Annotated in this window: 34 protein-coding genes; 21 read left to right on the top strand and 13 right to left on the bottom strand. The window is 61.3% G+C overall.

What is annotated here, in order from left to right; translation table 11 throughout:
* Positions 1-98: 98 nt before the first annotated feature.
* Both ahpC and AC0IYH_RS00680 read right to left on the bottom strand, forming a co-directional pair.
* Positions 99-662, bottom strand: a complete 564-nt coding sequence (gene ahpC / locus AC0IYH_RS00685; RefSeq protein WP_101270642.1) for an alkyl hydroperoxide reductase subunit C — start codon at positions 660-662, stop codon at positions 99-101.
* A 133-nt stretch (positions 663-795) separates the two neighbouring features.
* On the bottom strand, positions 796-1728 hold the full coding sequence (locus tag AC0IYH_RS00680; protein WP_471832684.1) for a site-specific integrase: 933 nt from the start codon (positions 1726-1728) through the stop codon (positions 796-798).
* Between the two features lie 170 nt (positions 1729-1898).
* On the opposite strand from AC0IYH_RS00680, the gene AC0IYH_RS00675 reads away from it, so the two are divergent.
* Positions 1899-2906, top strand: a complete 1008-nt coding sequence (locus tag AC0IYH_RS00675) for a DNA-binding protein (RefSeq protein WP_471832683.1) — start codon at positions 1899-1901, stop codon at positions 2904-2906.
* Here AC0IYH_RS00675 and gorA read toward each other — a convergent pair whose 3' ends face one another.
* The gene (gorA, locus tag AC0IYH_RS00670; RefSeq protein WP_471832682.1) at positions 2907-4265 is read right to left on the bottom strand and encodes a glutathione-disulfide reductase; all 1359 of its coding nucleotides are present in this window, start codon (positions 4263-4265) and stop codon (positions 2907-2909) included.
* A 105-nt stretch (positions 4266-4370) separates the two neighbouring features.
* The gene (gene galU, locus AC0IYH_RS00665; RefSeq protein WP_101270651.1) at positions 4371-5210 is read right to left on the bottom strand and encodes a UTP--glucose-1-phosphate uridylyltransferase GalU; all 840 of its coding nucleotides are present in this window, start codon (positions 5208-5210) and stop codon (positions 4371-4373) included.
* Between the two features lie 311 nt (positions 5211-5521).
* On the opposite strand from galU, the gene AC0IYH_RS00660 reads away from it, so the two are divergent.
* Positions 5522-5707 (top strand): hypothetical protein, encoded by a 186-nt coding sequence (locus AC0IYH_RS00660; RefSeq protein ID WP_116627900.1) that lies wholly within the window; start codon positions 5522-5524, stop codon positions 5705-5707.
* Between the two features lie 143 nt (positions 5708-5850).
* Positions 5851-6132: a hypothetical protein gene (locus AC0IYH_RS00655; protein ID WP_122772111.1), complete on the top strand. Its 282-nt coding sequence runs from the start codon at positions 5851-5853 to the stop codon at positions 6130-6132.
* A 10-nt stretch (positions 6133-6142) separates the two neighbouring features.
* Here the strand turns inward: AC0IYH_RS00655 and AC0IYH_RS00650 are convergent, their stop codons facing one another.
* Positions 6143-6373: a hypothetical protein gene (locus tag AC0IYH_RS00650; protein WP_116627898.1), complete on the bottom strand. Its 231-nt coding sequence runs from the start codon at positions 6371-6373 to the stop codon at positions 6143-6145.
* A gap of 21 nt (positions 6374-6394) precedes the next feature.
* A complete protein-coding gene (locus tag AC0IYH_RS00645; RefSeq protein ID WP_116627897.1) occupies positions 6395-6745 on the bottom strand; it encodes a hypothetical protein in 351 nt (116 codons plus the stop codon).
* A 212-nt stretch (positions 6746-6957) separates the two neighbouring features.
* Between AC0IYH_RS00645 and AC0IYH_RS00640 the strand changes: the two genes are divergently transcribed.
* The 4 genes from AC0IYH_RS00640 to ada all read left to right on the top strand — a co-directional run bounded on the left by AC0IYH_RS00640 (position 6958) and on the right by ada (position 9245).
* Positions 6958-7260 carry a DUF1883 domain-containing protein gene (locus AC0IYH_RS00640; protein WP_116627896.1) on the top strand — a complete coding sequence of 101 codons (303 nt, stop codon included), beginning with the start codon at positions 6958-6960 and terminating at the stop codon, positions 7258-7260.
* 25 nt (positions 7261-7285) lie between these two features.
* Positions 7286-7453: a hypothetical protein gene (locus AC0IYH_RS00635; RefSeq protein WP_165842687.1), complete on the top strand. Its 168-nt coding sequence runs from the start codon at positions 7286-7288 to the stop codon at positions 7451-7453.
* Between the two features lie 4 nt (positions 7454-7457).
* Positions 7458-8123: a DNA oxidative demethylase AlkB gene (gene alkB / locus AC0IYH_RS00630; RefSeq protein ID WP_471832681.1), complete on the top strand. Its 666-nt coding sequence runs from the start codon at positions 7458-7460 to the stop codon at positions 8121-8123.
* Between the two features lie 75 nt (positions 8124-8198).
* The gene (gene ada / locus AC0IYH_RS00625) at positions 8199-9245 is read left to right on the top strand and encodes a bifunctional DNA-binding transcriptional regulator/O6-methylguanine-DNA methyltransferase Ada (protein WP_471832680.1); all 1047 of its coding nucleotides are present in this window, start codon (positions 8199-8201) and stop codon (positions 9243-9245) included.
* Here the strand turns inward: ada and AC0IYH_RS00620 are convergent.
* Complete coding sequence (locus AC0IYH_RS00620) at positions 9242-9832, bottom strand: CGNR zinc finger domain-containing protein (protein WP_471832679.1); 591 nt, start codon at positions 9830-9832, stop codon at positions 9242-9244. The genes ada and AC0IYH_RS00620 overlap by 4 nt on opposite strands.
* Before the next feature lie 173 nt (positions 9833-10005).
* On the opposite strand from AC0IYH_RS00620, the gene AC0IYH_RS00615 reads away from it, so the two are divergent.
* From AC0IYH_RS00615 to AC0IYH_RS00580, 8 genes are all read left to right on the top strand, one after another.
* Complete coding sequence (locus AC0IYH_RS00615; protein ID WP_116627892.1) at positions 10006-10884, top strand: alpha/beta hydrolase; 879 nt, start codon at positions 10006-10008, stop codon at positions 10882-10884.
* 109 nt (positions 10885-10993) lie between these two features.
* On the top strand, positions 10994-12052 hold the full coding sequence (locus tag AC0IYH_RS00610; protein WP_471832678.1) for an NAD(P)H-dependent flavin oxidoreductase: 1059 nt from the start codon (positions 10994-10996) through the stop codon (positions 12050-12052).
* A 119-nt stretch (positions 12053-12171) separates the two neighbouring features.
* Positions 12172-12930 carry a molybdate ABC transporter substrate-binding protein gene (gene modA, locus AC0IYH_RS00605; RefSeq protein ID WP_471832677.1) on the top strand — a complete coding sequence of 253 codons (759 nt, stop codon included), beginning with the start codon at positions 12172-12174 and terminating at the stop codon, positions 12928-12930.
* Positions 12931-13611 carry a molybdate ABC transporter permease subunit gene (gene modB / locus AC0IYH_RS00600; protein WP_033902954.1) on the top strand — a complete coding sequence of 227 codons (681 nt, stop codon included), beginning with the start codon at positions 12931-12933 and terminating at the stop codon, positions 13609-13611.
* Between the two features lie 5 nt (positions 13612-13616).
* Positions 13617-14696 carry a molybdenum ABC transporter ATP-binding protein gene (gene modC, locus AC0IYH_RS00595; protein ID WP_471832845.1) on the top strand — a complete coding sequence of 360 codons (1080 nt, stop codon included), beginning with the start codon at positions 13617-13619 and terminating at the stop codon, positions 14694-14696.
* 78 nt (positions 14697-14774) lie between these two features.
* Positions 14775-15812 carry a DNA topoisomerase IB gene (locus AC0IYH_RS00590; RefSeq protein WP_471832676.1) on the top strand — a complete coding sequence of 346 codons (1038 nt, stop codon included), beginning with the start codon at positions 14775-14777 and terminating at the stop codon, positions 15810-15812.
* A 124-nt stretch (positions 15813-15936) separates the two neighbouring features.
* Positions 15937-17550, top strand: a complete 1614-nt coding sequence (locus AC0IYH_RS00585) for an ABC-F family ATP-binding cassette domain-containing protein (RefSeq protein WP_471832675.1) — start codon at positions 15937-15939, stop codon at positions 17548-17550.
* 68 nt (positions 17551-17618) lie between these two features.
* Complete coding sequence (locus tag AC0IYH_RS00580; protein WP_471832674.1) at positions 17619-18323, top strand: YoaK family protein; 705 nt, start codon at positions 17619-17621, stop codon at positions 18321-18323.
* 146 nt (positions 18324-18469) lie between these two features.
* Here AC0IYH_RS00580 and AC0IYH_RS00575 read toward each other — a convergent pair whose 3' ends face one another.
* On the bottom strand, positions 18470-18823 hold the full coding sequence (locus tag AC0IYH_RS00575) for a hypothetical protein (RefSeq protein WP_101270681.1): 354 nt from the start codon (positions 18821-18823) through the stop codon (positions 18470-18472).
* Positions 18824-18974: 151 nt separating this feature from the next.
* Here AC0IYH_RS00575 and AC0IYH_RS00570 point away from each other — a divergent pair, with 151 nt between their 5' ends.
* Positions 18975-19190 carry a hypothetical protein gene (locus tag AC0IYH_RS00570; RefSeq protein ID WP_116627886.1) on the top strand — a complete coding sequence of 72 codons (216 nt, stop codon included), beginning with the start codon at positions 18975-18977 and terminating at the stop codon, positions 19188-19190.
* Positions 19191-19342: 152 nt separating this feature from the next.
* On the opposite strand, the gene AC0IYH_RS00565 is transcribed toward AC0IYH_RS00570, so the two are convergent.
* From AC0IYH_RS00565 to AC0IYH_RS00555, 3 genes are all read right to left on the bottom strand, one after another.
* Positions 19343-19654 carry an AzlD domain-containing protein gene (locus AC0IYH_RS00565; RefSeq protein WP_116627885.1) on the bottom strand — a complete coding sequence of 104 codons (312 nt, stop codon included), beginning with the start codon at positions 19652-19654 and terminating at the stop codon, positions 19343-19345.
* On the bottom strand, positions 19651-20346 hold the full coding sequence (locus AC0IYH_RS00560; protein WP_101270687.1) for an AzlC family ABC transporter permease: 696 nt from the start codon (positions 20344-20346) through the stop codon (positions 19651-19653). The genes AC0IYH_RS00565 and AC0IYH_RS00560 overlap by 4 nt, the downstream gene beginning before the upstream one ends.
* Positions 20347-20417: 71 nt before the next feature.
* Positions 20418-20633, bottom strand: a complete 216-nt coding sequence (locus AC0IYH_RS00555) for a hypothetical protein (protein ID WP_025856028.1) — start codon at positions 20631-20633, stop codon at positions 20418-20420.
* 138 nt (positions 20634-20771) lie between these two features.
* On the opposite strand from AC0IYH_RS00555, the gene AC0IYH_RS00550 reads away from it, so the two are divergent.
* The 5 genes from AC0IYH_RS00550 to AC0IYH_RS00530 all read left to right on the top strand — a co-directional run bounded on the left by AC0IYH_RS00550 (position 20772) and on the right by AC0IYH_RS00530 (position 24632).
* Positions 20772-22055 carry an arsenic transporter gene (locus AC0IYH_RS00550; RefSeq protein WP_471832673.1) on the top strand — a complete coding sequence of 428 codons (1284 nt, stop codon included), beginning with the start codon at positions 20772-20774 and terminating at the stop codon, positions 22053-22055.
* A gap of 37 nt (positions 22056-22092) precedes the next feature.
* Positions 22093-22884: an AraC family transcriptional regulator gene (locus AC0IYH_RS00545; protein WP_471832672.1), complete on the top strand. Its 792-nt coding sequence runs from the start codon at positions 22093-22095 to the stop codon at positions 22882-22884.
* 74 nt (positions 22885-22958) lie between these two features.
* A complete protein-coding gene (locus AC0IYH_RS00540; RefSeq protein ID WP_471832671.1) occupies positions 22959-23570 on the top strand; it encodes a LysE family transporter in 612 nt (203 codons plus the stop codon).
* A gap of 127 nt (positions 23571-23697) precedes the next feature.
* Positions 23698-24225, top strand: a complete 528-nt coding sequence (locus AC0IYH_RS00535; RefSeq protein WP_122772295.1) for a DinB family protein — start codon at positions 23698-23700, stop codon at positions 24223-24225.
* A gap of 125 nt (positions 24226-24350) precedes the next feature.
* Positions 24351-24632 carry a hypothetical protein gene (locus tag AC0IYH_RS00530; protein WP_122772100.1) on the top strand — a complete coding sequence of 94 codons (282 nt, stop codon included), beginning with the start codon at positions 24351-24353 and terminating at the stop codon, positions 24630-24632.
* A 4-nt stretch (positions 24633-24636) separates the two neighbouring features.
* On the opposite strand, the gene AC0IYH_RS00525 is transcribed toward AC0IYH_RS00530, so the two are convergent.
* Positions 24637-25302 carry an HAD-IA family hydrolase gene (locus AC0IYH_RS00525; RefSeq protein ID WP_471832670.1) on the bottom strand — a complete coding sequence of 222 codons (666 nt, stop codon included), beginning with the start codon at positions 25300-25302 and terminating at the stop codon, positions 24637-24639.
* A 12-nt stretch (positions 25303-25314) separates the two neighbouring features.
* Positions 25315-26343, bottom strand: a complete 1029-nt coding sequence (locus AC0IYH_RS00520) for an ABC transporter permease (protein ID WP_471832669.1) — start codon at positions 26341-26343, stop codon at positions 25315-25317.
* Positions 26344-26347: the final 4 nt, after the last annotated feature.

The raw sequence follows: 26347 nt of genomic DNA, 5'->3' as shown, positions 1-26347 counted from the left end.
TATAAAAAAACGCCCGAGCGAATCTCGCCCGGGCGTTTTTGAGGGCGGTGCAGCTTACTTAAGGTGCGGCAGTGACCGCCCTGAGGTGTTCCACAGACTTAGATCTTGCCGACCAGGTCCAGGGACGGAGCCAGAGTGGCCTCGCCTTCTTTCCACTTGGCTGGGCACACTTCACCCGGGTGGGCAGCAACGTACTGGGCAGCCTTGATTTTGCGCAGCAGCTCGGAAGCGTCACGGCCAACACCGCCGTCGTTCAGCTCAACGATCTTGATCTGACCTTCCGGGTTGATCACGAAAGTGCCGCGGTCTGCCAGGCCAGCTTCTTCGATCAGTACGTCGAAGTTGCGGGAGATGGTCAGGGTCGGGTCGCCGATCATGGTGTACTGGATTTTGCCAATGGCTGGCGAAGTGTTGTGCCAGGCAGCGTGGGCAAAGTGGGTGTCGGTGGAAACGCTGTAGATTTCGACCCCCAGTTTCTGGAATTCGGCGTGATTGTCAGCCAGGTCTTCCAGCTCGGTTGGGCAAACGAAAGTGAAGTCGGCTGGGTAGAAGAAGAATACCGACCACTTACCTTTCAGGTCAGCTTCCGACACATCTACGAAGTTGCCGTTTTTGAAGGCGGTAGCTTTGAACGGTTTTACTTGGCTGTTGATGATAGGCATCGTTGACTCTCCGTCAGGGGTTAAGAAGTTGATGGGGTGAATCCTACCCACTCTTTCCGAGCATGGCTCATTGGCAAACCTGATGCTGACGATTGGTTTTCCCTATCAGGTGACTGTATTAATAGAAGAAATCTCAAAGCAGCGGTTGAGTCGCCAGGGTCATGCCAATAAAGGGCGTCGCTTCAACATAGCGCATGGCCGATTTCATGTCGCTCCAGCCGACGTAACTCATCAGCGACTTCAAGTCCCAACCACTGCGATGGGCCCACGTGGCAAAGCCCCGGCGTAGCGAGTGGCTGGTGTATTGCTCGGCGGGGATGCCGGCGCGCTCCAATGCCTGGCGCAGCAGCGGGATGACACTGTTGGGGTGCAAGCCCTCCTCCCCCAGGTTGCCCCAGCGATCGATACCGCGAAACACCGGGCCGCGCACCAGCGCCGAGGCGCTGAGCCATTCGCTGTAGGCCTGCACCGGGCACAGGCGCAGCAGCGCGGGGGTCTGGTAGGTCTTGCCGAGGTTGTCGCGGTCACTTTTGCTGCGCGGCAAGTAGAGGCTGATCCCGGCACCCGGCGTGGCCTGCACATGCTCGATATCGAGGCGACACAGCTCATCGCTGCGAAACCCGCGCCAGAAACCCAACAGGATCAACGCGCTGTCGCGCTTGGCACGCAGCAGCCGAGGCTGGTCTTGCGCGAGCGCCGCCTCTTTTGCTTCTACTTCCAGAGAAGCAACGACTTGCTCCAGATGCTTGAGCTGCAAAGGCTCGGCTTGCTTCTCCTGCGCAGGATGCACAGCGCGGATGCCCTTGAGCACCTTACGCACCACGGGCGCCTTGGTCGGGTCGGGAAACCCCTGACTGGTGTGCCACTGCGCCAAGGCCGAGAGCCGCAGCTTCAGGGTGTTTACCGCCAGCACCCCGGCGTGGGCCACCAGGTAACGCGCGACGCTGTCGCTGGTTGCGGGCAGGAACCCACCCCAACTCACTTCGAAATGCTCGATGGCCGCGCGATAGCTGCGGCGCGTGTTGTCGCGTGTCGCGGCGTTGAGGTATCGATCCAGATCGCTCATGAAAGGCCTTTTCGTACTGCCATGGGGTGCTGCGGGTTTCAAACCCCTAATGACACGGGATAATACGCCAATATCCCATCTGTTAAATGATGAATTTAAACGAGTTTTTATCCATGCTATAGTACGTATATACATAATACATACCACAGTACTAAATCGACGGAGACCCCATGGCTCGCGGTGGCATCAACAAAGCAGTAGTTCAAACGGCACGCTTGGCGATCCTGGCCCGCGGCCAGAACCCCAGCATCGATGCAGTACGCATAGAAATGGGCAATACCGGCTCGAAAACCACCATTCATCGCTATTTGAAAGAGTTGGACGAGAGCGAAACCCGCCTGACCATCACCGAAGCCCCTATCGATGACGAGCTTGGCGAGTTGGTGGCGCGCCTGGCACAACGCTTGAAAGAGAAGGCGCAAGAGCCTATAGACCTGGCTCAAGCGCAGTTCGAACAGCAAAAAACCGCCCTGCTCGCCCAACTGGAAACGCTTGAAGAGACCCAGCGCCATCTCCAGCAACAGTGCGACATCCAGGCCGCTGCTCTAGCGGAAGAAAGCGCCGCCCTGCAAACCGCCAGCACCAGCCTGCAGACCGAGCAAACCCGTAACGCCGGGCTCAGCCAGGCGTGCAGCGATTACGAGCTACGCATTAACGACAAGGACGAACAGATTCGTTCATTGGAGGAAAAGCACCTGCACGCCCGTGATGCGCTTGAGCATTACCGCAACGCAATCAAGGAGCAGCGCAAGCAGGAACAGCGCCGGCATGAAGGCCAGCTGCAACAGCTGCAGGCTGAACTGCGCCAAGCCCAGCAGAGCGCCATGGTGCGCCAGGATGAAATCACCCAACTGCACCGTGACAATGAGCGGCTATTGATTGAACACCGGGTAACGGCGAAGGAGCTGGCTGCCCAGCAGGAGCAAGCCCGCAAGGATCAGGCCCAGCAGCTCAAGCTGAACGAGCAGATGAGCCTGATCGACAACGAGCGCACGCTGCTGCAAGAACGCCTGCGGGTGGCCGCACTGGAAAGCCAGACACGCCAGGACGCACTGAATGAACAACAACACACACACAAAGCCCTGGAGCTGGACCTGATAAAGGCCCAGGCGACGATCGAGGCATTGCGCCTGGCGGCCGCCGTTGCAGCGGCGCCAGAAGCAACACCACAGGTTTGATCAGCCGGCCACAGGCGTACGCATGGTGACGAACTCTTCCGCTGCCGTCGGGTGCACGCCGATGGTTTCGTCGAAGTGCTGCTTGGTCGCGCCCGCCTTGAGCGCGATCGCCAGCCCTTGCACGATCTCACCTGCGTCCGGACCGACCATGTGGCAACCCAGCACCTTGTCGGTGTCGGCGTCGACCACCAGTTTCATCAAGGTTTTTTCCTGGCAGTCGGTCAGGGTCAGCTTCATCGGACGGAAACGACTTTCGAAGATCTGGACCTTATGGCCCTTCTCTTTGGCCTCTTCTTCGGTAAGGCCGACAGTGCCAATATTCGGCAGGCTGAACACCGCCGTCGGAATCATCGCATAGTCCACCGAGCGATATTGCTCAGCCTTGAACAGCCGACGCGCCACAGCCATGCCTTCAGCGAGGGCCACCGGGGTCAGTTGCACGCGGCCGATTACATCACCAATGGCCAGGATCGAGGATTCAGCCGTCTGGTACAAGTCGTCCACTTCGACGAAGCCACGCTTGTCGAGTTTGACGCCGGTATTTTCCAGCCCCAGGTTGTCCAGCATCGGCCGGCGACCAGTGGCGTAGAACACACAATCGGCTTCCAGCACCCGACCGTCTTTCAAGGTAGCCTTGAGGCTGCCATCGGCCTGCTTGTCGATACGCTCGATATCAGCGTTGAATTGCAGGTCCAGGCCGCGCTTGGTCAGCTCTTCCTTCAGGTGCGTGCGCACCGCGCCATCAAAGCCGCGCAGGAACAGGTCACCGCGGTACAGCAACGTGGTTTGCGCACCCAAGCCGTGGAAAATCCCGGCGAACTCGACGGCGATGTAACCGCCACCTACCACCAGCACGCGCTTGGGCAGTTCTTTAAGGAAAAACGCCTCATTGGAGCCAATGGCGTGCTCACGCCCTGGAATCTCCGGGATCTGCGGCCAGCCACCGGTTGCGATCAGGATGTGCCTGGCGGTGAAACGCTCGCCATTGATTTCCACCTGGTGCGGATCGACCAGTCGCGCATGCCCTTCATGCAGGGTCACGCCGCTGTTCACCAGCAGGTTGCGGTAAATGCCGTTAAGGCGATTGATCTCGCGATCCTTGTTGGCGATCAGGGTCGCCCAATCAAAGTTCGCCTCGCCCAGAGACCAGCCAAACCCGCTGGCTTGCTCAAAGTCTTCGGCAAAATGCGCGCCGTACACCAACAGTTTTTTCGGCACGCAACCCACGTTGACGCAGGTGCCGCCCAGGTAACGGCTTTCCGCCACGGCCACCTTGGCACCAAAGCCCGCGGCAAAGCGCGCAGCACGAACACCGCCGGAACCGGCGCCAATTACATACAGGTCAAAATCGTAGGCCATTTCACTCTCCTCGGCAGAACATCAGCATACCGACTTACATGGGGCTGAAAAACGAAAAAGCCACCCGAAGGTGGCTTTCTCTCAAAACAGGTCGGCTACTGTGAATCAGTAAGCCTTGCCAGTCTTGTAGAAGTGCTCGTAGCAGAAGTTGGTAGCTTCGATGTAGCCTTCAGCGCCGCCGCAGTCGAAACGCTGGCCCTTGAACTTGTAGGCAATTACGCAACCGTCTTTGGCTTGCTTGAGCAGAGCGTCGGTGATCTGGATTTCGCCGCCCTTGCCAGGCTCGGTTTCTTCGATCAGCTTGAAGATGTCCGGCGTGAGGATGTAACGGCCGATGATCGCCAGGTTCGACGGAGCATCTTCCGGTGCCGGTTTTTCAACCATGTCGCGAACACGGATCAGGCCATCGCCAATGTCGTCGCCGGCGATCACGCCGTACTTGTTGGTTTCTTCCGGGTTCACTTCCATCACGGCAACGATGGTGCAGCGGTATTTCTGGTACAGCTTGACCATCTGGGTCAGCACGCCGTCGCCTTCGAGGTTCACACACAGGTCATCCGCCAGTACCACGGCGAACGGCTCGTCGCCGATCAACGGGCGGCCGGTGAGGATGGCGTGGCCGAGGCCTTTCATCTGGGTCTGACGGGTGTAGGAGAACGAGCACTCGTCCAGCAGCTTGCGGATACCAACCAGGTATTTTTCCTTGTCGGTGCCCTTGATCTGGTTTTCCAGCTCATAGCTGATGTCAAAGTGATCTTCCAGCGCGCGCTTACCACGGCCGGTCACGATGGAGATTTCGTTCAGGCCGGCATCCAGTGCCTCTTCGACGCCGTACTGAATCAGTGGCTTGTTCACCACCGGCAGCATCTCTTTGGGCATGGCCTTGGTCGCTGGCAAGAAGCGAGTGCCGTAACCGGCTGCTGGGAACAAGCATTTCTTGATCATATGGGTCCTTACAGAGGGCTGTGCGTACGGAATTCGGCGCAGTCTAATCAGGCCGCAGTCACCTTACAATGGGTCCTGCTGGCGTTGCGATGTCATCATAGAGAAAAAATGTCGGCGTAAGTTCCGCTGATCTTACGAAGAGCGCTTCCAATACCCTGGCAACAAATACCTCACCCGACGATATTGCGCAGGGTTTCGACTGTTTTAGCATGCTTTGGGGCCTGAAACACTGACCGGGAATAACTTGCGCGGCCATTCGGCATTTGGGGCTATCATTAGCCCCTTGAACCAGACCACGAGATTGTTAATAGATGTCAGAACCAAAAGGCGTGAACGGCTACCTGATCACAAAACGAGCGGACGGTTGGCACTTGATCAACTTCCACGGAGACAGCGTTGCCGGGGCATTCGCGACCGAACAACAGGCTACTGCGGTAGCTGAAGTGTTTGTGGATGAAGCAGGCCACGCATCGAGCAAGCGCCCGAAGACCAAGTAAACCTGGCTGCGCGACGCAAAAAGCCCCTTGAATGGGGCTTTTTTGTGTTTGTCTGTACCCGGATGGCATATCGCTATAATCTTCCGCAAACGCCCCACGACAGTGTCAGCGCTCCCCTCCAACACCCTTGACGACGAACTCACATGAACAAGATTCTGGCACTGATTGCGGTACTGGCGATGGCCGGCTGCACCACCACCTCCGACGTCTACCTGAAAAACGGTGAGCAAGGCCTGACTATCGATTGTTCGGGCGAGGCCAACTCCTGGGCCAGCTGCTACGAAAAAGCTGATGCGTCCTGCGCCGGCACCGGCTACCGCATTGTCGGCACCGAAGGCACGCCATCGCTCAAAGAAAGCGACAAGACCCTGGGCCAGGACGTGGGCAACTACAAAAGTCGCAGTGTGGTGGTGGTCTGCAAGTAACCCCAAGGGGTTACAGATGGATCTCGGCAAACTTGATGCCCAGCTCCCGCAGGATGTTGGTCAGCTCATCCAGGCTGGCAAAGGATTCGACTTCATCCTGAGCGTCCACCAGGAAGTAACTGCGCCCGCCGCTCTTCTTGAAGAAAACGATCCACTCGCCAAGGTCGGCAGGGTTCTGGATGACATGGGTGGCCGAGATTTGCCCCTCGGCATGCCGGGCTTTGACGTGCTCACGTTTCATAGATGGTTTTCCGCAACGGCATCAGCCGGAAATGCATTCTTCCCCGGCTTTTTTCACATCACCCGGACGGATCGGTACGTTGGACATGCTCTCGTAAAGCTTGATGCTGCTACCGCTGGAGCGTTCTTCAATCTCGAAAATCGCCGACGGGTCAGCGGAGAACTTCTGCGGCACGATTACCTGGAAGCCTTCCTTATGCGGTTCGATCTGCGGCGGCCGACGGGTCGCGGATAATTTGCGCACGACGCAGGCCGCATATTCCTGCGGTTTTTTCCCGGAAATGACCGCCAGGGTCGGCGGCGTCTGCTTGATATCTGCAACCGAAGCACACCCACCTATCGCCAAGGCCAGAACCAACACACTCCACTTCATACAAAACCTCCGATAAAGACCCTACGACAGCGGGGATGGTAATTTTCTCCCGCCCACGTAGGATTTATCCCTGATAAATCGGTAAATAACTGTTTTAAATTGTCGACGCTGTTGAACACGGGCCGATAATAAACGCGCTGGGGCTGATAAACTCCATCTTAACCTACGTATCGTTCTGATTTTTCAGAAAAAGCCCTTCTGGAGACACCCTCATGAAATTCATCCACCAGCGCGAGCACCTCAACGAGGGAGACATTGTCGTCATCGAATGCTCGCAGACTTGTAATATTCGTCTGATGAGCGATGCGAATTTTCGCAGTTTCAAAAATGGCGGCCGCCACACTTACCACGGCGGCGCTTTCGACACGTTCCCGGCCAAGATCACCGCGCCGAGTACCGGGTTCTGGAACATCACCCTGGACGTCGTCACCCGCCGCGCCATCAGCGTGACCAAAAAGCCTGCGTTGTCCCACAAGATTCGCATCGTGCGTCGCACCAGCTCCAAGCTGAGCTGACCCGAACTTTTCACAGGAAATAACCGTGACCGCCACCACCAAATACGTAATCAAGTACAAGCTCAACGGCGAACGCCGCTTTGAGTTCGCCCAGTTGCAGACCAACAGCGTGGAAGAAGCCAAGCAAGCCCTGGCCAAACTCCACGATGCCAGTGATGAAATCACTGACATCAACGTGAGCAAGGCGCTGTAAGCCCATGCCCGGCCCCACCGCCGACCTGTTCGCCGATGACGCCCTGCAACAACCTGCCGGGCGCGAGCAAATTGGCGAACAGTCCTACGTACTAAGGGGCTACGCCCTACCCTGGATTGAGCGCCTTCTGCCCGAGCTGCGCCGTGTCCTGGCTCAATCGCCATTTCGGCAGATGGTCACCCCCGGCGGCTTCACCATGTCGGCGGCCTTGAGCAGTTGTGGTGACCTCGGCTGGACCACCGACTCAACCGGCTACCGCTACTCGCCAGTCGACCCGCGTAGCCGGCAGCCCTGGCCCGCCATGCCAGACGCCTTGCACCAATTGGCCGTGGAGGCGGCGGCAGAAGCTGGGTTCATGCACTTCGCGCCCGACGCTTGCCTGATCAATCGCTACGTGCCAGGTGCCAAAATGTCCCTGCATCAGGACAAAAATGAACGCCGCTACAGTGAACCGGTGGTGTCGATCTCCCTCGGGCTGCCGGCGATTTTCCTGTTTGGCGGCCATGAACGCAGTGGCAAAACGCAAAAGGTTTCGCTGTTCCATGGTGATGTCGTGGTCTGGGGCGGAGTTGATCGCCTGCGTTTTCATGGGGTGATGCCGATCAAGGAAGGCGTGCACCCCGTCATGGGCGCGCAGCGTATCAACCTCACCTTGCGCACCGCCGGCTGATTTGACCGCAAGCTTCGGAGTGCCTGGCCGCCCTCCCCGCGCTAATCTGGCCTGGACCTGCCAAGAGTGCCGACCATGACCACCGAACAAGACCCGCGCTGGGCTGCCATTCTCGCCCGCGACCCCAAGGCTGACGCGCTGTTCGTTTATGGCGTGAAGACCACCGGCGTGTATTGCCGCCCCAGCAGCGCCTCGCGCTTGCCGCGCCCGCACAATATTGAATTCTTCGACACGCCGGCGCAGGCCGAGGCGGCAGGCTATCGCCCCAGCAAACGCGCGGCCGGCGACCAGACCCAAGTCGCCGAACACCATGGGCGATTGGTGGCCGAGGCGTGCCGACAGATCCAGCAGGCCGACACCCCGCCCAGCCTGGGCACACTGGCAGCCCAGGCGGGCCTGAGCCCCTTCCATTTTCACCGCGTGTTCAAGGCTGTCACTGGCCTGACGCCCAAGGGCTACGCCAGCGCCCATCGCTCACGCAAGGTGCGCGACGGGCTCAAGCGCCAGCACACAGTGACGCATGCGCTGTATGACGCGGGCTTCAATTCCAACAGCCGCTTTTATGAGTCGGCCGACCAGCTACTCGGCATGAAACCCAGTGACTACAAGGCCGGCGGCACCAACAACGCGATTCTGTTCGCCGTTGGGCAATGTACGCTGGGCGCGATCCTGGTAGCGCAAAGTACCCGTGGGGTGTGCGCGATCCTGCTGGGGGATGACCCGGACAAATTGGTGCGTGACCTGCAGGATCAATTCCCCAAGGCCAGCCTGGTGGGTGCCGACCCGGACTTTGAACAGTTGGTCGCCCAGGTGGTGGGGTTTGTCGAGGCGCCGGCCCTGGGCCTGGACCTGCCGCTGGACCTGCGCGGCACGGCATTTCAAGAGCGCGTTTGGCAGGCCTTGCGCGAGATTCCGGTAGGCAGCACGGCCAGCTATGCGCAGATCGCCGAGCGCATCGGCGCGCCCAAATCGTTTCGCGCGGTGGCCCAGGCCTGCGGGGCCAACAGCCTGGCGGTGGCGATCCCCTGTCACCGCGTGGTACGCAGCAACGGTGACCTGTCGGGCTACCGCTGGGGCGTGGAGCGCAAGCGCCAATTGCTCGAGCGCGAAAGCCAGGGTTAAAGCAACTTGCGCTTACGAAATTGCGCAACCTTATGCCGGTTGCCGCACAGCGCCATGCTGCACCAGCGGCGTTTATGGGCTTTGGTGCGATCGTAAAACCACAGCACACATTCGGGATGCTCGCAGGTGCGAATCAGGTTGAAGTCGCCCTCCACCAACAGGCCCGCAGCGGCCTCGGCAATCGTTGACAGGAACTGCTCCGGGGTTTGGGTTTTGCGCTGACGCTCCAGCTGCAGTTCACCTGGCGCCGGCCACACCAGCTGAGGATGGCTGACGGCCTTGCGCAAAAAGCCGTTGAGCGCCGTCGGATCGCCCTGTATCCCCGCCTTGCGTTGTTCCAGCAGAGCGCGGATCACTTCGCGCAATGCCAGCGCCGCAGCGAGCAACGCGCCCGGCTCGAAGGCCGGTACCGCGCCCTCCTCGGCCCACCCCAGGCGCACCAGCCAGCGCTCGACATCCGCGTCGTTTTGCCAGAACTCGAAGGGCTCGCCGTCGATAGTGGCGCGCGTGTTGAGCATATCCAGCACCGGGTCATCGGCCAGGACGTGGGGGTCCAGGGGAACAGCGGGAGGTGTGGGGGCTGCCATGGTCAATCCTCTTGAGAGCGCTGGCATCGTAACCTCTATTTGGACGGATGGGTAGTTACACACGGCAATTTACTAACCTTATAAATTGATTTGACAGGTTACATTTTAAAGCGCAGATTTTTACGAGGTAACCCGTATATCAACTTTATCAAGTTACAAAAGGCGCACCCACCATGACCACTCAAACTCCCGTTGTTCACTACCGTCACGTCGATGTCGATGGTATCCGCATGTTTTACCGCGAGGCCGGCGACCCCGCCGCCCCGGTCATGTTGCTGATGCATGGCTTCCCCAGCTCGTCCCATATGTACCGCGACCTGATCCCGCTGCTTGCGACGCGCTTCCGGGTCATCGCCCCAGACCTGCCGGGCTTTGGTTTCACCGAGGTGCCGGCCGAGCGCAATTACGTCTACAGCTTCGACAACCTGGCGATTACCACCGGGCATTTTGTCGACGCACTGGGGCTCGGCCGTTACGCGCTGTACGTCTTCGACTACGGTGCACCGGTTGGCCTGCGCCTGGCAGTCGCGCATCCGGAGCGGGTCAGCGCGCTGGTGTCGCAAAACGGCAACGCTTACCTGGAAGGTTTGGGCGATGCCTGGGCGCCGATTCGTGCGTATTGGGCCGAGCCGAGCCAGGCTAATCGCGAGGTGATTCGCAACGCGGTGATCAGCCTCGAAGGCACGCGCTATCAGTACCTGCACGGGGTGAGCCAGCCGGAGTTGGTCGCGCCGGAAGCCTACATGCTCGACGTGCTGCTGATGCAGCGCCCCGGCAATGACGAGATCCAGCTGGACCTGTTCCTCGATTACCGCAACAACCTCACGCTGTACCCGGCATTCCAGGCGTTTTTCAAGGCCACTCAGGTGCCGGCCCTGGTGATCTGGGGTCAGAACGACCCATTCTTTATCCCGCCAGGCGCGGCTGCCTACAAGCGCGACAACCCCAACGCCGTGGTGGAAATGCTCGACACCGGCCACTTCGCCCTGGAAACCCACGCTGCCCATATTGCCGCACGGATTCACGCCGTGCTGGGCCACGCCATCGACTGATGGCACACCACGAAAGATCACGCTCGTCCAGTGAATAAAACAGACTGGCCGGGTGCCAATGGCCCTGTTAAAACAGCGAAACGCCTTACTAACGCTGGAGACGCATCCCATGAGCACCTGGCCAGACACCCGAATTGTTGACCTGCTGGGCATCGAAGTGCCCATCATCCAGGCGCCCATGGCCGGCGCCACGACGACGGCGATGGTCATCGCTGCCAACCAGGCAGGCGCACTCGGTTCAATGCCGGCAGCCGCCCTGAGCCTTGAGCAACTGCGTGAAGCCTTGGCTACCATTCGCCAGGCCAGTACGCGCCCCATCAACGTTAATTTCTTCTGCCACCAACCGCCCGCGCCCGACGCAACGCGCGACCGGCGCTGGAAGGATCTGCTGGAACCCTACTACCGCGAACTGGGCGCCGACTTTGACGCGCCGACGCCGGTTTCCAACCGCGAGCCGTTCAATGAAGGCGCCTGCCGCGTGGTGGAAGAATTTCGCCCTGAAGTCGTCAGTTTCCACTTTGGCCTGCCGGAAAAATCCCTGCTGGACCGAGTAAAAGCCACCGGAGCAAAGGTGCTGTCGTCCGCCACTACCGTTGAAGAGGCGATCTGGCTGGAACAACACGGCTGCGATGCAATCATCGCCATGGGCCTTGAAGCAGGCGGCCACCGTGGGATTTTCCTCAGCGACGACCTCAATACCCAAATCGGCCTGTTTGCGCTGTTGCCGCAAATCGTCGACGCCGTCAGCGTGCCGGTGATCGCCGCCGGCGGGATCGGCGATGCACGCGGCATTGTCGCGGCGCTCACCCTGGGTGCCTCGGCCGTGCAGATCGGTACCGCGTACCTGTTTACCCCCGAAGCCAACGTAACGCCTTCCCACCACCATGCACTGCGCCACGCCCAGGCCAGCGAAACGGCGCTGACCAACCTGTTTACCGGGCGCCCGGCGCGAGGCATCGTCAATCGGGTGATGCGTGAATTGGGCGCGATCAACCCGCAGGCCCCTGCATTTCCAACCTCCGGCGGTGCGTTGATGCCGCTCAAGGCCAAGGATGAAGCGGGCTTCAGCAACCTGTGGTCGGGCCAGGCCTTGCGCCTGGGGAAAGACACCACCACGTATGCACTGACCCGGGAACTGGCCGAGCAGGCGCTGGCAAAACTCAACTAGGATCAGAAACAGCAGCAACTTTGCACTGTACCGGCAATGGCCAACCGCTATATATTCCCATACATAGCGGTTTAGCCCTCTCCCTATAACAAGCCGTACAAACCCCAAGGAGCTGCTTCATGAAGATTCACGCCTCACGCCTGGCCCTGCTGGTCGCCGCCCTCGCCTTCGGTTCGGCGCATGCCGATGAAGTCCAGGTGGCCGTTGCAGCCAACTTCACCGCACCGATCCAGGCGATTGCCGCCGACTTCGAAAAAGACACCGGCCACAAGCTGGTCGCAGCCTACGGCGCCACCGGGCAGTTCTACACCCAGATCAAAAACGGCGCGCCGTTCGAAGTGTTCCTGAGCGCCGACGACACCACGCCACAAAAACTCGAAAGCGAAGGCGATACCGTCAAAGGCTCGCGCTTCACTTACGCCGTGGGCACCCTGGCGCTGTGGTCGGCCAAGGAAGGTTATGTGGACGCCAAGGGCGACGTCTTGAAAAACAACGAATTCAAACACCTGTCCATCGCCAACCCGAAAGCCGCACCGTACGGCCTGGCCGCCACCCAGGTATTGGCCAAGGAAGGCCTGACCGACAAGGTCAAGGACAAGCTCGTCGAAGGCCAGAACATCACCCAGGCCTATCAGTTTGTGTCCACCGGCAATGCCGAGTTGGGTTTTGTCGCCTTGTCGCAGATCTATAAAGACGGCAAAGTCACCAGCGGTTCGGCGTGGATCGTCCCGGCGTCCATGCACGACCCGATCAAACAGGACGCGGTAATCCTTAACAAGGGCAAGGACAGCGCCGCTGCCAAGGCACTGGCCGAGTACCTCAAAGGGCCCAAAGCCGCGGCCGTCATCAAGTCCTATGGTTACGAGCTGGCCAAGTAAATGCCGTTATCGAGTGCCGATTTTTCCGCGATCTGGTTGACCATCAAGCTGGCGTCATTGACCACTGTGATCCTGCTGGTCATCGGCACTCCGATTGCCCTGTGGCTGTCGCGCACCCGCTCCTGGTGGCGCGGCCCCATCGGCGCAATCGTCGCCTTGCCGTTGGTGTTGCCGCCGACGGTGATCGGTTTCTACCTGCTGTTGACCATGGGCCCCAACGGCTACTTCGGCCAGTTCACCCAATGGCTGGGCCTGGGCACCCTCACCTTCAGCTTCGCCGGGCTGGTCATTGGCTCGGTGATCTATTCCATGCCGTTTGTAGTGCAGCCGTTGCAAAACGCCTTCTCCGCCATCGGCACTCGCCCGCTGGAAGTGGCCGCGACCTTGCGCGCCAATCCGTGGGACACCTTTTTCACAGTGATCCTGCCGCTGGCCCGCCCGGGGTTTATCACCGCGTCCATCCTGGGCTTTGCCCATACCGTCGGTGAGTTCGGCGTGGTGCTGATGATCGGCGGCAATATCCCCGACAAAACCCGCGTGGTCTCGGTGCAGATCTACGACCACGTCGAAGCCATGGAATACGCCCAGGCCCATTGGCTGGCGGGCTCCATGGTGGTGTTCGCATTCCTTGTGTTGCTGGCGCTGTACTCCAGCCGTAAAACCAAGATGGGCTGGAGCTGATGTCGATGATTGATGTGCGCCTGCAACTTCAATATTCCGGCTTTGCCCTGGACGTCGACCTGCACCTGCCGGGGCGCGGCGTCACGGCGCTATACGGGCATTCCGGCTCGGGCAAGACCACCTGCCTGCGCTGCATCGCCGGGCTGGAGCGCGCCGAAGACGGGTTTATCCAGGTCAACGATGAGGTCTGGCAAGACAGCCGCAACGGGCTGTTCGTGCCGCCGCACAAACGTGCGCTGGGGTATGTGTTTCAAGAGGCCAGCCTGTTCCCGCATTTGTCGGTGCGGGCCAACCTGGAGTTCGGCCTCAAGCGCATCCCGCGTGCGCAACGCCGGGTCGACATGGCCCACGCCACCGAGCTGCTGGGCATCGGCCACTTGCTGGAGCGCAACCCGCAGCACTTGTCCGGCGGTGAACGCCAGCGCATCGGCATCGCCCGCGCCCTGCTCACCAGCCCACGCCTGCTGCTGATGGATGAACCGCTGGCCGCCCTCGACAGCCAGCGCAAAGGCGAAATCCTGCCGTACCTCGAACGCCTGCACGACGAGCTGGATATTCCGGTGCTGTATGTCAGCCACGCCCAGGACGAAGTCGCACGCCTGGCCGATCACATCGTGTTGCTCAGCGACGGCAAGGCCCTGGCCAGCGGCCCCATCGGCGAAACCCTGGCGCGCCTCGACCTGCCTATGGCGCTGGGGGATGACGCCGGTGTGGTGGTCAACGGCAACGTCAGCGCCTATGACGCTCACTACCAATTGCTCACCCTGCAACTGCCCGGCAGCGCCCAGCACCTGCGCGTGGCGCATGCGCCGATGGCGGTTGGCAAGCCCTTGCGGGTCAAGGTCCAGGCGCGGGATGTGAGCCTCAGCCTGCAGGCCGAGGAACACAGCAGCATCCTCAACCGCCTGCCGGTGACGGTTAGCCAGGAAGTCTCAGCGGACAACAGCGCCCACGTGCTGGTGCGCCTGGACGCCGATGGCACGCCGCTGCTGGCGCGGATCACGCGGTTTTCCCGCGACCAGTTGCATCTGCACCCCGGCCAGCGGCTGTGGGCGCAGATCAAGGCGGTTGCGGTATTGGCCTAGCAAAGCTTTTGGCACGACCGCGCATGGCTGCGGTCAATCAGGCATACCGGCCTGATTTGTTGCCAAGGAACCCGCGCCATGTCCGATCCCGCGTTGCCCGCCGACCTGCATTACGTTGACGACACCCAGCCCGGCATTCGCCGCAAAAAACTGCGCGGCAAATTCCAGTATTTCGACAAAAAGGGGGAGCGCATTACCGATGCCGACGAGGTCAAGCGCCTCAACGCCCTCGCCGTCCCCCCGGCCTACACCGACGTGTGGATCTGCGCCGACCCGCGCGGCCATCTGCAAGCCACCGGCCGCGACGCCCGTGGGCGCAAGCAATACCGCTACCACGCGCGTTGGCGCGAAGTGCGCGACACGGATAAATATTCACGCCTGCAGGAGTTCGGCAACGCCCTGCCCAAGTTGCGCAAGCAACTGGAAGCGCAACTCGCCGAGCCTGGCTTCACCCGCGAAAAGGTCTTGGCCACGGTGGTGATGCTGCTGGACGCCACGCTGATTCGCGTCGGCAATACCCAATACGCCCGCGACAACAAATCCTACGGCCTGACCACGCTGCGCAACCGCCATGTGGACATCAAGGGCAGCGAGATCCAGTTTCAGTTTCGTGGCAAGAGCGGTGTGGAGCACCAGATCAGCGTCAAGGACCGACGCCTGGCCACGGTGGTCAAGCGCTGCCTGGAACTGCCGGGGCAGAACCTGTTCCAGTACCTGGACACCGATGGCGAGCGCCATACCGTCAGCTCCCATGACGTCAACGCGTACCTGCACGACCTCACCGGCGCCGACTTCACCGCCAAGGATTACCGCACCTGGGCCGGCACCGCCATGGCGCTGGCCGTGCTGCGCGAGTTGCAGTGGCAGCCCGAATCCGACGCCAAACGCCATGTGGTGGCGATGGTCAAGGACGTGGCCAAGCAGCTGGGCAACACCCCGGCGGTGTGCCGCAAATGCTATATCCACCCGGCGGTGCTGGAGCATTTCAGCCTGGGCGAGCTGTCTCGGCTGCCTAAGCCGAGGGTGCGCAAAGGCCTGAAAGCCGAGGAAGTTGCCCTGGCGATGTTCCTGGAACAACTGGCCGTCGACTTGCCCCAGAAAGCCAAGGCGAGTTAGGCTCTGCCTCCCTTGCGACAATCAGGACGACCGCCGACGTGAACCACTAAGCCTTCCAAAATGTATCTGCAACGAGCCGCCTGGCGCGCTTGTTGGCCTGTTCGACATTTTTTTGGAGGTGCTGATGACCGACGTCAACCGGCTGCCCGTCCTGGTTTCCCTGCAACACTTGTGCTTTCAGTTCGCCAATGGCGACACCTTGCTGGATGACTTGGACCTGTCCATCGACCACACGCCCACCGGCATTGTGGGGCGCAATGGGCAGGGCAAAAGTATCCTCGCGCAACTGATTGCCGGGCAGTTATTGCCCTCCTCCGGCTCGCTCGTTCGCACGGTCAGCGTGGCCTATGTGCCCCAGCGCATCGTGGTTGCGGGCAGCGAAAGCGTCGCCGATATCACCGGCAGCACACCAGTGCTCGCTGCCTTGGAGCGAATGGCGACGGGGGTTGCACAGGTAGACGACCTGGCACTGATCAACGATCGCTGGGACCTCGCCAAACGCTTGCGCTGTGCCCTGGATTTGGCCGGCCTGGCAGATCTGCATTTTCATACGCCGGCCGAACACCTCAGCGGCGGCCAGTTAGCACGAGTCGCGGTGATTGGTGCGCTGCTGGCCGCGCCGCAACTATTGGTACTCGATGAGCCCACCAACCATCTCGACAGCGCTGGCCGCGCGTGGCTGCTACAGGTATTGAAAGCCTGGCGCGGCGGCCTGGTGGTGGTCAGCCATGATCGGCAACTGCTCAACACGCTGGCGCGGATTGTCGAACTGTCTCCACTGGGTGTGCGGGTGTACGGCGGCAACTACGCAGCCTATCGCCAGCAGCGTGACACCGAACAGCACGCCGCCGTCGCCGCCCTGGAACACGCACGCCTGGAGCGCAGCCGCGAGCGCCGGCGCCTGCAACAGGACCACGACAGCCTGCAACGCGCTGCCGCACGCTCGCGCAAACACGCAGAAACCGCCAATGTGGATCGGTTCACCAAGGCGCGCTGGAAAGGCGCCGCCGCGCAAATTGTCAGCAGCGTGCGCAGTGAGCATCACGCCCACAAACATCAATTGGATGACAACGTGCGCCAGGCCTACGCGCGCGTCGCGGATGAGACGCCGACCCTGCTCGCCCTGCCAGCGTGCGTCGTGCCCAATGGCAGGCACGTGCTCAGCCTGGTGGATGTGCGGTTACCCTGGCTGGAACACCCGCCGCTCACGCTGCACCTGGCAGGCCCGGTGCGCGTCGTCGTACAGGGCCCCAACGGCTGCGGCAAATCCACCTTGCTCAAGTTGCTTGCTGGCCAATCTCCGCGCGTAAGCGGTGAGTGCTCGGTGGCGGTGCCCACTGCGTATATCGACCAGCACCTGACGCTGCTGGACAACCACCGCTCCATCGTCGACCAGCTCGACACGCCGCTGACCGCAGCCGAAGTACGCACGCGCCTGGCCTTGTTGCAGCTGGATGCGACACGGGCGACCCAGCCGACCGGCAAGCTCAGCGGTGGCGAACGCTTGAAAGCCGCGATGGCGATTGCCCTGTGGCGCCAATCACCGGCGCAACTGCTGTTGCTCGATGAACCCACCAATCACCTGGACCTGGAATCGGTGTGTGCGTTTGAACAGGCGTTGCAGGGTTTTACCGGCGCGATGCTGGTGGTATCCCATGACCCCGCGTTTGTGCAGGCGATCCGTCCAACCCATCGTTTGCTCTGGCAACCCGAGGGCTGGCGCCTGGAGTGTGTCTGAGGTCATTGCGCGCGCCCGCAAAGCGTCCTACGGTAGTGGCCGGATAATCTCACCGAGGAACCCGGTCCATGCTGCCTTCGCCCCGCAAGCCTCTCGCCAACGCCGCGCTTGCCCACCAACAGCGTTGGCGTGGCCGCGTCGGCATGCTGCTGGTGGCCAGCCTGTCGGTGCTGGCGGGCATGACCGATGCCATCGGCTTTATGGCCAGCGGCGATTTTGTCTCGTTCATGAGCGGCAACACCACGCGCCTGGCGGTGGCGATCAGTGCCGGTGACCTGGGCCTGACCGGACGGCTGCTGTTGCTGGTGGCCACCTTCGTGGTGGGCAATGCCTTGGGAGTTGTAGTCAGCCGCCTGTGCCGGCGCCATGCCCTGCCGCTGCTGTTGTGTATTGCGGCCTTGCTGTGCGGCGGCGCCTTGCTGCCGGTGACGGATGCGTTGCCCGCGCTGCTGGCGGCGATCATCGCGATGGGCATGCTCAATGCGGCGGTGGAAGAGGTGAATGGTTTGCCGGTGGGCCTCACCTACGTCACCGGCGCGCTTTCGCGGTTTGGTCGCGGCCTGGGACGTTGGCTGCTGGGCGAACGCCGCAATGGCTGGCGGGTGCAATTGATTCCCTGGGCGGGGATGTTCGTGGGCGCGGTGATCGGCGCGCTGCTGGAGCAGCAGATGGGCTTGAATGCGCTGCTGGTCAGCGGTGGGTTGGCGGCGGTGCTGGGGCTGGTATCACTGAAGATTCCGCGGCGCTGGCACTTGGGTTTTATGCCGCGCTAGGAAAAAGAGGAGGTGCTCGCCCGACGTTTAGGCCTCGACGTCCGTGTACTGGTAAAGAGCCATCATGTCGGGCGAGCGGGTGAATCATAAGCGAATGTCCGGCGGCTGTCCCGCCGGGGATTTCCTAAAAGTGCTAAGGCAATGGATTACAGGCACGTCGCGAGGGCAGCCAAACGCCGCTTGGCGGGCATGTTGTCTTCGGCGGCGTAGTACTTGACGGTCGAGCCGGCGCCGGCGCTCAGCACATCGACAAAGTAGTCGCCGCCGGTGGTGTAGACGGTAAAACCACCGGCCCCGGTAGGCTCCTTGAAGCCACCCGCGTCCACGCCAAACACGCTTTCGTCCTGCCAGCCGAACTGGATGCACTCGGCAACCACCAGGGTGGCCTTGTCCGACGCCATGGCCTTGTAGGGGTTACCTGCGCGCGCGTCCTTCATCTTCGAGCCCGCGCAGCCGGCCAGTGCAACCAGTACCAATGTGCCCAATACAACCTTGCGCATCTCATCGCCTCCATGGAAAAAACGCGACTCTATCATTAGCCGGCGCCTGCCAGGGTGGTTTAGCGGGTAGCGCATGCGGGATCATGGCTTTATGATGCCACCGTTGATCTCACTGAGGAGCTCAATGGGATATTCTCTACAAGGAAGCGTCATGAAAGATTTCGTCATCAGCGTAAACAACTCCGTGCTCTACATCGCCCTGGCCTTCGTCTGGCTGATTGGCCTGGTATCGATGTTCAGCGCGAGTTTTCTGTCGGGCCTGGCGGTTCTGATTGGCGGCACGTTGACCTGGTGCATCATCTCCGGCTTCTGGTTCGTCCAGTCCGCCACCTACGAAGAGCTGCGCAAGCTCAACGCCAAGGGCTGATGCAACGGCGGCCCCAATCGGGGCCGCTTTGCTATAGGGCGCATGAATTTAGTTTCACTGTGAAGGGAGCCCGCGCCGCCTATAGTCGGCAGGCTCATTTTTTAGAAGTCTCCCTTCTGCCCGCCCTCCCGCGGGCTTTTTTTGGCCTGTCGTTACAGCCACCAGCGGAACAGATAAAACAGGCCCATGCTCAACAGCACGGTGATCAGCACATTGCGCGTCCAGAACATCAACCCCACCGCACAGATGCCGGCCAGCAAGTACGGATTGGCCGGGCTCAGGTTGAGCTGGTGGTCGGCGAGAAAAATGATCGGCCCGCAAATCGCCGTGAGCATGCCCGGCACCGCAAACCCGAGGAACTCCCGCGCGCCACGGTTGAGCCGCACCGGCAGGCGCGGTTCGATAAACAGGTAACGGTTGAGAAAGACCACCAGGCCCATGGCCACAATCATCAAGTAAATCATCGCTGCCCGACTCCCAGTCGTTTGCACACAAAGCCCGCGCTCATGCCCAGCACGCCGGACACCACCACCGCCGACTCCCAATGCAGAAAGCTCAACCACACCGAAAACAACAGTGACACCGCCACGCAGACCACCGTCGGCACATCGCGTACCACGGGGGTAATCAACGCGATAAACGTCGCGGCAATCGAGAACTCCAGGCCCAGTTGATCCAGGCCGGGGATGCTTTTACCCAACACAATCCCCGCCAGTGTGAAGAGGTTCCAGGCGATATAGAACGTCAGCCCGACGCCCAGGGCATACCAACGGTTAAAGGTCTCGCGGTCGTAATGACTGACCAGGGCGAAGAATTCATCCGTCAGCAGGAAGCCCAGGCTCATGCGCCAGCGGGTCTTGAGCGGCGAAACAATCGGGCGCAAATGCATGCCATACAGCAGATGCTGCGAGGTCAGCAGCAAGGTGGTCAGCACGATGGAAATCAGGCTGGCGCCGCTTTTGACCATGCCGATGGCGACCAATTGAGCGGCGCCGGCAAACACGATGGCGGACAACCCTTGGGCCTGCAATGGCGTGAATTGCGCATCGATGGCCATCGAACCGGCCAACAGGCCCCAGGGCGCGCAGGCCAGGGACAGGGGAATGACGGCGATGGCGCCGCGAGCAAAGGCGTAATGGGGTAAGGCGGTAGGCATGGAGACGGCTCATCGACAGACAGTCGACAAGCATGCCAGCGCAACCGGGGCTTTGTCTTGAACGATCTTGCTCAGGCCAGGCGGACCGAGACCTGCTCTACCGAGTCGCGCGCTTCGCGCAGTTCGTGGGCGTCCTGGTTGAGCCGGTGAATGGTGTTGAGCAGGCGCTGGCGCAGCACTTCGTCGCCGAGTTTTTCCACGGCGCGCATCAGGTCGAACGCGGCGGTTTCGTTATTTTCCGCGACGGAATCCAGGGTCTTGCGCAGGTTGCGAGTGGCACGGGTCACGCGGTTTCTTCCTTTATCACTAATGGTCGGGCACTTTAGGACACTAGTGTTTCATTTTAATTTCAGGTACTTATCCGGGAATTAGTAGGACTTGTCGCAAGTCAATCCTTACACCGCTTTCCTTGCCTGGGGTCTCGAATGCTAGTTGCCATTGGTATCTTTCTCGTTACGATCGTTTTGGTTATCTGGCAACCCAAAGGATTGGGCGTCGGCTGGAGCGCAACACTGGGCGCGATCCTCGCACTGGCCTGCGGCGTGATCAGCCTGGCGGATATCCCGGTGGTGTGGCACATCATCTGGAACGCCACCGGCACCTTTGTCGCGCTGATCATCATCAGCCTGCTGCTGGACGAAGCCGGGTTCTTCGCCTGGACCGCGCTGCACGTGGCGCGCTGGGGCCGTGGGCGCGGCCGGCGTTTGTTTGCCTATATGGTGCTGCTCGGCGCGTTGGTCTCGGCGCTGTTTGCCAATGACGGCGCGGCGTTGATCCTCACGCCGATCGTGATGTCGATGCTGTTGGCGCTGCGTTTCTCACCGGCAGCCACCCTGGCCTTCGTGATGGGCGCCGGGTTTATCGCCGACACCGCAAGCCTGCCGCTGGTGGTGTCGAACCTGGTGAATATCGTCTCGGCGGACTATTTCAAAATCGGCTTCAACGAATACGCCGCCGTGATGGTGCCGGTGAACTTCGTCAGCGTGGCCGCCACCCTGGCCGTGCTGCTGTGGTTCTTCCGTCGCGATATCCCGCTAACCTACGACCCGGCTGACCTGGCGGACCCCGCCAGCGCCATCCACGACCGCGCCACTTTCCGCGCCGGTTGGTGGGTGCTGGGTATCCTGCTGGTCGGCTGCTTCGCCCTCGAACCGCTGGGCATTCCCATCAGTGCCATCTCCGCGGTGTGCGCCGTGCTCCTGCTGGTGATCGCCGCCAAGGGCCACAAAATCTCCACGCGCAAGGTGCTGAAGGAAGCGCCGTGGCAGATCGTGGTTTTTTCCCTCGGCATGTACCTGGTGGTCTACGGCCTGCGTAACGCCGGCCTCACCACCTACCTGGCGACCTGGCTCGATACCTTTGCGCATTACGGCGTGTGGGGCGCCGCCATGGGCACCGGGGTGCTGACCGCGTTGCTGTCGTCGGCCATGAACAACCTGCCCACCGTGCTGATCGGCGCGCTGTCCATCGAATCCAGCCATGCCGTTGGCGTGGTCAAGGACGCGATGATCTACGCCAACGTGATCGGCAGCGACCTGGGCCCCAAAATCACCCCCATCGGCAGCCTGGCCACCTTGCTGTGGCTGCATATCCTCGCGCGCAAAGGCATCACCATCACCTGGGGCTACTACTTCAAGGTCGGGATTGTACTGACCTTGCCGGTGCTGCTGATCACCCTCGCCGCCCTCGCCCTGCGCTTGAGTATTTAGTTATGCTCGGCGCTCCCCTTTATCGCGAGCCGATTCGATGAGCGCCACGCAACACGCCTGGCTGGGCCACTACGAACTCAGCAGCACCACCTGCACCGGCCTGACCTTCGCCCGCCACAGCCATGACGAATGCGTGATTGGCGTAAACCTGGTGGGCGAGGAGAACGTCTGGCTGGACCGCCGCGAATTCGTGGCCGGGCCGGGCTCCATCACCTTGTACAACCCCGGGCAGATCCAGGGCGGTGGCGCGGCGGATGGCGCGCCGTGGCAGTTTGTGAGCCTGTACATCACCGCAGAGCAACTGGCCGCCGACCTGGGGCTGACCCACCTGGAGTTCGACCGTTCGCTGTGCGTTGCGCCGGACCTGGCCTGGCGCCTGGCGGCCACCGTACGCAGCACCTTGGGCGGCGATGCGCTGGTCCAAGGCATCCACGCAGATGCTTTAGTGCTGTTGCTGGGCGAGGTCGCCAGCCTCAGCGGCGTGCGCATGCCCGGCAGCGCGGCAACCGGCAAAAGCCTGATCGGACGCGCCCAGGAACTGCTCGCCGAGCACCTGCAGCAGTCGCTGCCCCTGGAGCATCTTGGCGATGAGCTGGGGTTGTCCAAATTTCACCTGCTGCGCACTTTCCAGAAAGAAACCGGACTCAGCCCCCGGCAATGGGCCATGCAATTGCGCACCCGGCGGGCCAAGGGCCTGTTGCGCAAGGGCGTGGCAGCCAGCGACGTCGCCCACGACCTGGGGTTTGCTGATCAGAGCCATCTCAACCGGCATTTTCGCGCTGCCTATGGCATCACACCGGGGCGTTATCAGAGCGTGTTGAAACGCTGAACAGCGCAATCTGGTTCAAGACAGCCCGTCTGCGCGCCCTCACACTGCCCGCCATCTCCTGAAGGAACGCGGGCATGCTGACGATTTTTTTCTACGCGCTGATATTCGGTTTTGTATTTTGCCTCTCCCCCGGCGCCGTGCTCGCCGAGACCCTGCGCCGTGGCCTGCTCCACGGTTTCACCCCGGCCCTGCTCGTACAGGTCGGCTCGCTGGTGGGCGATGCCGTGTGGGCGGTGATCGGCCTCACCGGCATTGCCCTGTTGATCCAGCATGACGCGGTGCGCGTGCCGCTGACCATCGTCTGCGCGGTGTACCTGGCCTGGTTGGGCGTGCGCAGCCTGATCGACGCCTGGCAGTTGCCGCAAGCAGACAACGCCCCGGCCGGCTCCGGGCAGAGCGCACTGGCGGTGGGTGCGGCGATCTCCCTGGCCAACCCGAAAAACATTGTGTACTGGGGCGCGTTGGGCAGTGCGCTGTCCGGCATCGTCGGCGCCACGCCCAGCCAGGGGCAGACGCTGATGTTTTTTGCGGGCTTTATGCTGGCATCGGTGTTGTCGTGCTTTTTGATTGCGGGCCTGGTCAACCTGCTGCGCCAGAATGCGTCACCGTTGTGGCAACGCGTCAGTTATGGCGCCTGCGGTGTGGTCTTGCTCTATCTGGCTATCCTGGCCGCGCGCGGAATATAAAGCATGGTGTTTCCCTCCCGGCAGCAAGGTAGGCGTTCATCAACCATAGCCCGCCACTGCCGGAACACCATGACCGCCGGGCGGGCACGCCTTATGATGGCGCGACCACGCCAAAGAGATGAAACACGTGAACCGTATCGACCAGCTCGCCCTGATGGCGAGCTACAACCAGTGGATGAATCGCAAGGTCTATGACGCGGCCGGCAAGCTGAGTCACGCCGAACTGGTCGAAGACCGCCGCGCATTTTTCGGTTCGATCCTCGGCACGCTGAATCACCTGGCCCTGGGCGATACGGTCTGGCTCAAACGCTTCGCCCTGCACCCGGCGGGTTTTACGGCGCTGGAACCGTTAAGCGCGATCACCACGCCGCAGGATTTGAAACAGTTGGCCTTCAACAACCTGCACGAACTCGCCACCCGGCGCGCCTGGCTCGACCAACTGATTGTCGACTGGAGCCATTCCCTGCAGGAACCCGACCTGGACCATCGCCTGCCTTACCACAACATGCGCGGCATGGCCGCCGACAAAAACTTCTACAGCCTGCTCATCCATTTTTTCAACCACCAGACCCACCACCGCGGCCAAGTCACCACCCTGCTGACCCAAGCCGGGCAGGACGTGGGCGACACCGACCTGCTGGCACTGATTGACTGAGGCACCGAACGTCGCTGTCACGTTGGGGTCGTAATTTCAGGTGCCGGGCTTTTTTTGCCGCCCGCCCTCCCCGCGCGCATTGTGGGTTTACCGATGCGCGTACCCCCTAAGAAGGAGACGCTTACATGGTCATTCACTTCAAGGTCGCCGGGCATCTTGCCTGTGGCCACCACGGCACCAACCTGACGTCCAGCACCGAGCTGAACCGCGTCAAATGCCGTACCTGCCGTAATACCGATGCCTACAAGGAAGCGCGCCGCACCCAGCGCAACGCCGCGCGCCGCGCCTCCCGCAAAGCCAAGACCCACACCGGCAGCGACTGGCGCAGCGCCTGGACCCAACGCCTCACCGACCTGCCTGGCTTGCAGCGCCTGCCACGCGGGTTCAGTGGCCAGCCGTTCGTTTAAGGGATTAAGGCAAGCCCCACTGCCGGGGTTCAAACGCTTCAAGGCTGCGTAAACGGCGGTCTGCATGCAGGAACTTCTCATTCGGCATCGCCGGATCGGGAATCGCCACCGCATACATGCCCGCCGCTTTCGCCGCGGTCACGCCAAAGGGCGAGTCCTCGAACACCAGGCAGTCCGCCGGGTCGACGCCCAACCGCTGCGCAGCCACCAGGAAAATATCCGGTGCCGGCTTGGCCGCGCCCACTTGCGGATCATCCGCCGTCACAATCGCGTCAAACAGCTCGAACCACGGGTGCCGGCTGATCTTCAAGTCGAAGTAGTGCCGTGACGAACTGGTGCCTACCGCAATCGGCACGCCCTTGGCCGACAAGTCCCTTACCAGCGCCTCGGCCCCAGCCATGGCAGCGGCGTGGGGAAAACGCTCGTTCATCAGCGGCGTGCGCTGCTCCAGGAAAGCCTCCGGGCTGATCGGCAATTGCAGCGACTGCACGATGTAACTCGCCAGGTCGTAAGCCCCCAGCCCAATGGTGTTCTGCTTGAACTGCCAGTCAAACGTACGGCCACCGTAGCGGTCGGAAATCAGCTGGGTGACCTGGGTGTAGATGCCCTCGGTGTCGAGCAGCAGGCCGTCCATGTCGAAGATCACGGCTTTGATTCGGGGTGCAGTCATGGGTCGAAATCCTCAGGTACGGCCAGCGTAATGGTCGATCAGGCGGTTGAGCAGGATAGCCAGCACAATGATCACGCCGGTGATCGCCATCTGATAGAACGAACCCAAGCCCAACAAATTGAAGATATTGCGCAGCACCTGCAGCAGCATCACCGCCACCGCCGTGCCCACCACGCTGCCACGCCCGCCGAACAGGCTGGTGCCGCCCAGCACCACGGCGGCGATGGCGTCCAGCTCCAGGCCTTGGGCGGCAGTGGGTTGGCCTACATGCAGGCGTGAGGTCATCAACAAGCCGGCAAACGCCGCCAGCCCGCCGCAGATGGCAAACACCGCGATGGTCACCGCGCGTACCGGCACCCCGGACAGCCGCGCCGCTTCAAGATTGCCGCCGGTGGCGAGCACATATTCGCCAAACACCGTGTAGCGCAGCACCAGCCAGGCGATCACGGTGATCGCGATAAAGATCAGACCCAGCACCGGGAACGCAATGCCGGCGCTCGGCAGGATATCGATCATCGACGAACCAAACCCGGTAAAGCTCGCCGGCAGCCCGCCAATTGGCGCGCCGTCGGAGGCCAAAAAGGTTGCGCCGCGCAACGACACCAGGCCGGCCAAGGTGATGATAAAACTCGGCACTTTGCCGAACACCGTCAGGCTGCCCATCAAGGTGCCAATCGCCAGCCCCACCAGCAAGGTCGCCGGCACCGCCAGCCAGCCGCTGACCTGATTCTGCAGCAGCACCGCCACCAGGATGCCGCCGAACGCGCACAGGCTGCCCACGGACAAATCGATATTGGCGGTCAGAATTACAAAGGTCATGCCGATGGCCACGATCCCCACAATCGCGCCTTGCTGGAACAGGTTGGCGATGTTGCCGAAGGTCAGGAAGTCATCCGACAGAAACGTCGCCACCACCATGGCGAACAGGAAAATGAACACGAAGTTGTAGCGCATCACCCACTCCAGCACCGCGCTGCGGCGGCTCGGCGCGAGGGCCACGGGCTTGTCGAAAACGGGTGTCGGATTGCTGGCAATAGTCATGGCT

It is taken from the genome of Pseudomonas sp. AC463, from assembly GCF_979253585.1.
This window is presented reverse-complemented; position numbering and strand designations above follow the sequence as displayed.

Bases quoted from the DNA above. Each gene is read 5' to 3' on its own strand.
- ahpC (WP_101270642.1), bottom strand. From the start codon at position 662: ATGCCTATCATCAACAGCCAAGTAAAACCGTTCAAAGCTACCGCCTTC.
- AC0IYH_RS00620 (WP_471832679.1), bottom strand. From the start codon at position 9,832: ATGGCAGCCCCCACACCTCCCGCTGTTCCCCTGGACCCCCACGTCCTG.
- ada (WP_471832680.1), top strand. From the start codon at position 8,199: ATGACCACCGAACAAGACCCGCGCTGGGCTGCCATTCTCGCCCGCGAC.
- AC0IYH_RS00675 (WP_471832683.1), top strand. From the start codon at position 1,899: ATGGCTCGCGGTGGCATCAACAAAGCAGTAGTTCAAACGGCACGCTTG.
- modA (WP_471832677.1), top strand. From the start codon at position 12,172: ATGAAGATTCACGCCTCACGCCTGGCCCTGCTGGTCGCCGCCCTCGCC.
- modC (WP_471832845.1), top strand. From the start codon at position 13,617: ATGATTGATGTGCGCCTGCAACTTCAATATTCCGGCTTTGCCCTGGAC.
- AC0IYH_RS00660 (WP_116627900.1), top strand. From the start codon at position 5,522: ATGTCAGAACCAAAAGGCGTGAACGGCTACCTGATCACAAAACGAGCG.
- AC0IYH_RS00540 (WP_471832671.1), top strand. From the start codon at position 22,959: ATGCTGACGATTTTTTTCTACGCGCTGATATTCGGTTTTGTATTTTGC.
- modB (WP_033902954.1), top strand. From the start codon at position 12,931: ATGCCGTTATCGAGTGCCGATTTTTCCGCGATCTGGTTGACCATCAAG.
- AC0IYH_RS00585 (WP_471832675.1), top strand. From the start codon at position 15,937: ATGACCGACGTCAACCGGCTGCCCGTCCTGGTTTCCCTGCAACACTTG.
- AC0IYH_RS00610 (WP_471832678.1), top strand. From the start codon at position 10,994: ATGAGCACCTGGCCAGACACCCGAATTGTTGACCTGCTGGGCATCGAA.
- AC0IYH_RS00580 (WP_471832674.1), top strand. From the start codon at position 17,619: ATGCTGCCTTCGCCCCGCAAGCCTCTCGCCAACGCCGCGCTTGCCCAC.
- AC0IYH_RS00645 (WP_116627897.1), bottom strand. From the start codon at position 6,745: ATGAAGTGGAGTGTGTTGGTTCTGGCCTTGGCGATAGGTGGGTGTGCT.
- AC0IYH_RS00590 (WP_471832676.1), top strand. From the start codon at position 14,775: ATGTCCGATCCCGCGTTGCCCGCCGACCTGCATTACGTTGACGACACC.
- AC0IYH_RS00680 (WP_471832684.1), bottom strand. From the start codon at position 1,728: ATGAGCGATCTGGATCGATACCTCAACGCCGCGACACGCGACAACACG.
- AC0IYH_RS00655 (WP_122772111.1), top strand. From the start codon at position 5,851: ATGAACAAGATTCTGGCACTGATTGCGGTACTGGCGATGGCCGGCTGC.
- AC0IYH_RS00520 (WP_471832669.1), bottom strand. From the start codon at position 26,343: ATGACTATTGCCAGCAATCCGACACCCGTTTTCGACAAGCCCGTGGCC.
- galU (WP_101270651.1), bottom strand. From the start codon at position 5,210: ATGATCAAGAAATGCTTGTTCCCAGCAGCCGGTTACGGCACTCGCTTC.
- AC0IYH_RS00570 (WP_116627886.1), top strand. From the start codon at position 18,975: ATGAAAGATTTCGTCATCAGCGTAAACAACTCCGTGCTCTACATCGCC.
- AC0IYH_RS00550 (WP_471832673.1), top strand. From the start codon at position 20,772: ATGCTAGTTGCCATTGGTATCTTTCTCGTTACGATCGTTTTGGTTATC.
- AC0IYH_RS00650 (WP_116627898.1), bottom strand. From the start codon at position 6,373: ATGAAACGTGAGCACGTCAAAGCCCGGCATGCCGAGGGGCAAATCTCG.
- AC0IYH_RS00575 (WP_101270681.1), bottom strand. From the start codon at position 18,823: ATGCGCAAGGTTGTATTGGGCACATTGGTACTGGTTGCACTGGCCGGC.
- alkB (WP_471832681.1), top strand. From the start codon at position 7,458: ATGCCCGGCCCCACCGCCGACCTGTTCGCCGATGACGCCCTGCAACAA.
- gorA (WP_471832682.1), bottom strand. From the start codon at position 4,265: ATGGCCTACGATTTTGACCTGTATGTAATTGGCGCCGGTTCCGGCGGT.
- AC0IYH_RS00560 (WP_101270687.1), bottom strand. From the start codon at position 20,346: ATGCCTACCGCCTTACCCCATTACGCCTTTGCTCGCGGCGCCATCGCC.
- AC0IYH_RS00565 (WP_116627885.1), bottom strand. From the start codon at position 19,654: ATGATTTACTTGATGATTGTGGCCATGGGCCTGGTGGTCTTTCTCAAC.
- AC0IYH_RS00640 (WP_116627896.1), top strand. From the start codon at position 6,958: ATGAAATTCATCCACCAGCGCGAGCACCTCAACGAGGGAGACATTGTC.
- AC0IYH_RS00615 (WP_116627892.1), top strand. From the start codon at position 10,006: ATGACCACTCAAACTCCCGTTGTTCACTACCGTCACGTCGATGTCGAT.
- AC0IYH_RS00525 (WP_471832670.1), bottom strand. From the start codon at position 25,302: ATGACTGCACCCCGAATCAAAGCCGTGATCTTCGACATGGACGGCCTG.
- AC0IYH_RS00530 (WP_122772100.1), top strand. From the start codon at position 24,351: ATGGTCATTCACTTCAAGGTCGCCGGGCATCTTGCCTGTGGCCACCAC.
- AC0IYH_RS00545 (WP_471832672.1), top strand. From the start codon at position 22,093: ATGAGCGCCACGCAACACGCCTGGCTGGGCCACTACGAACTCAGCAGC.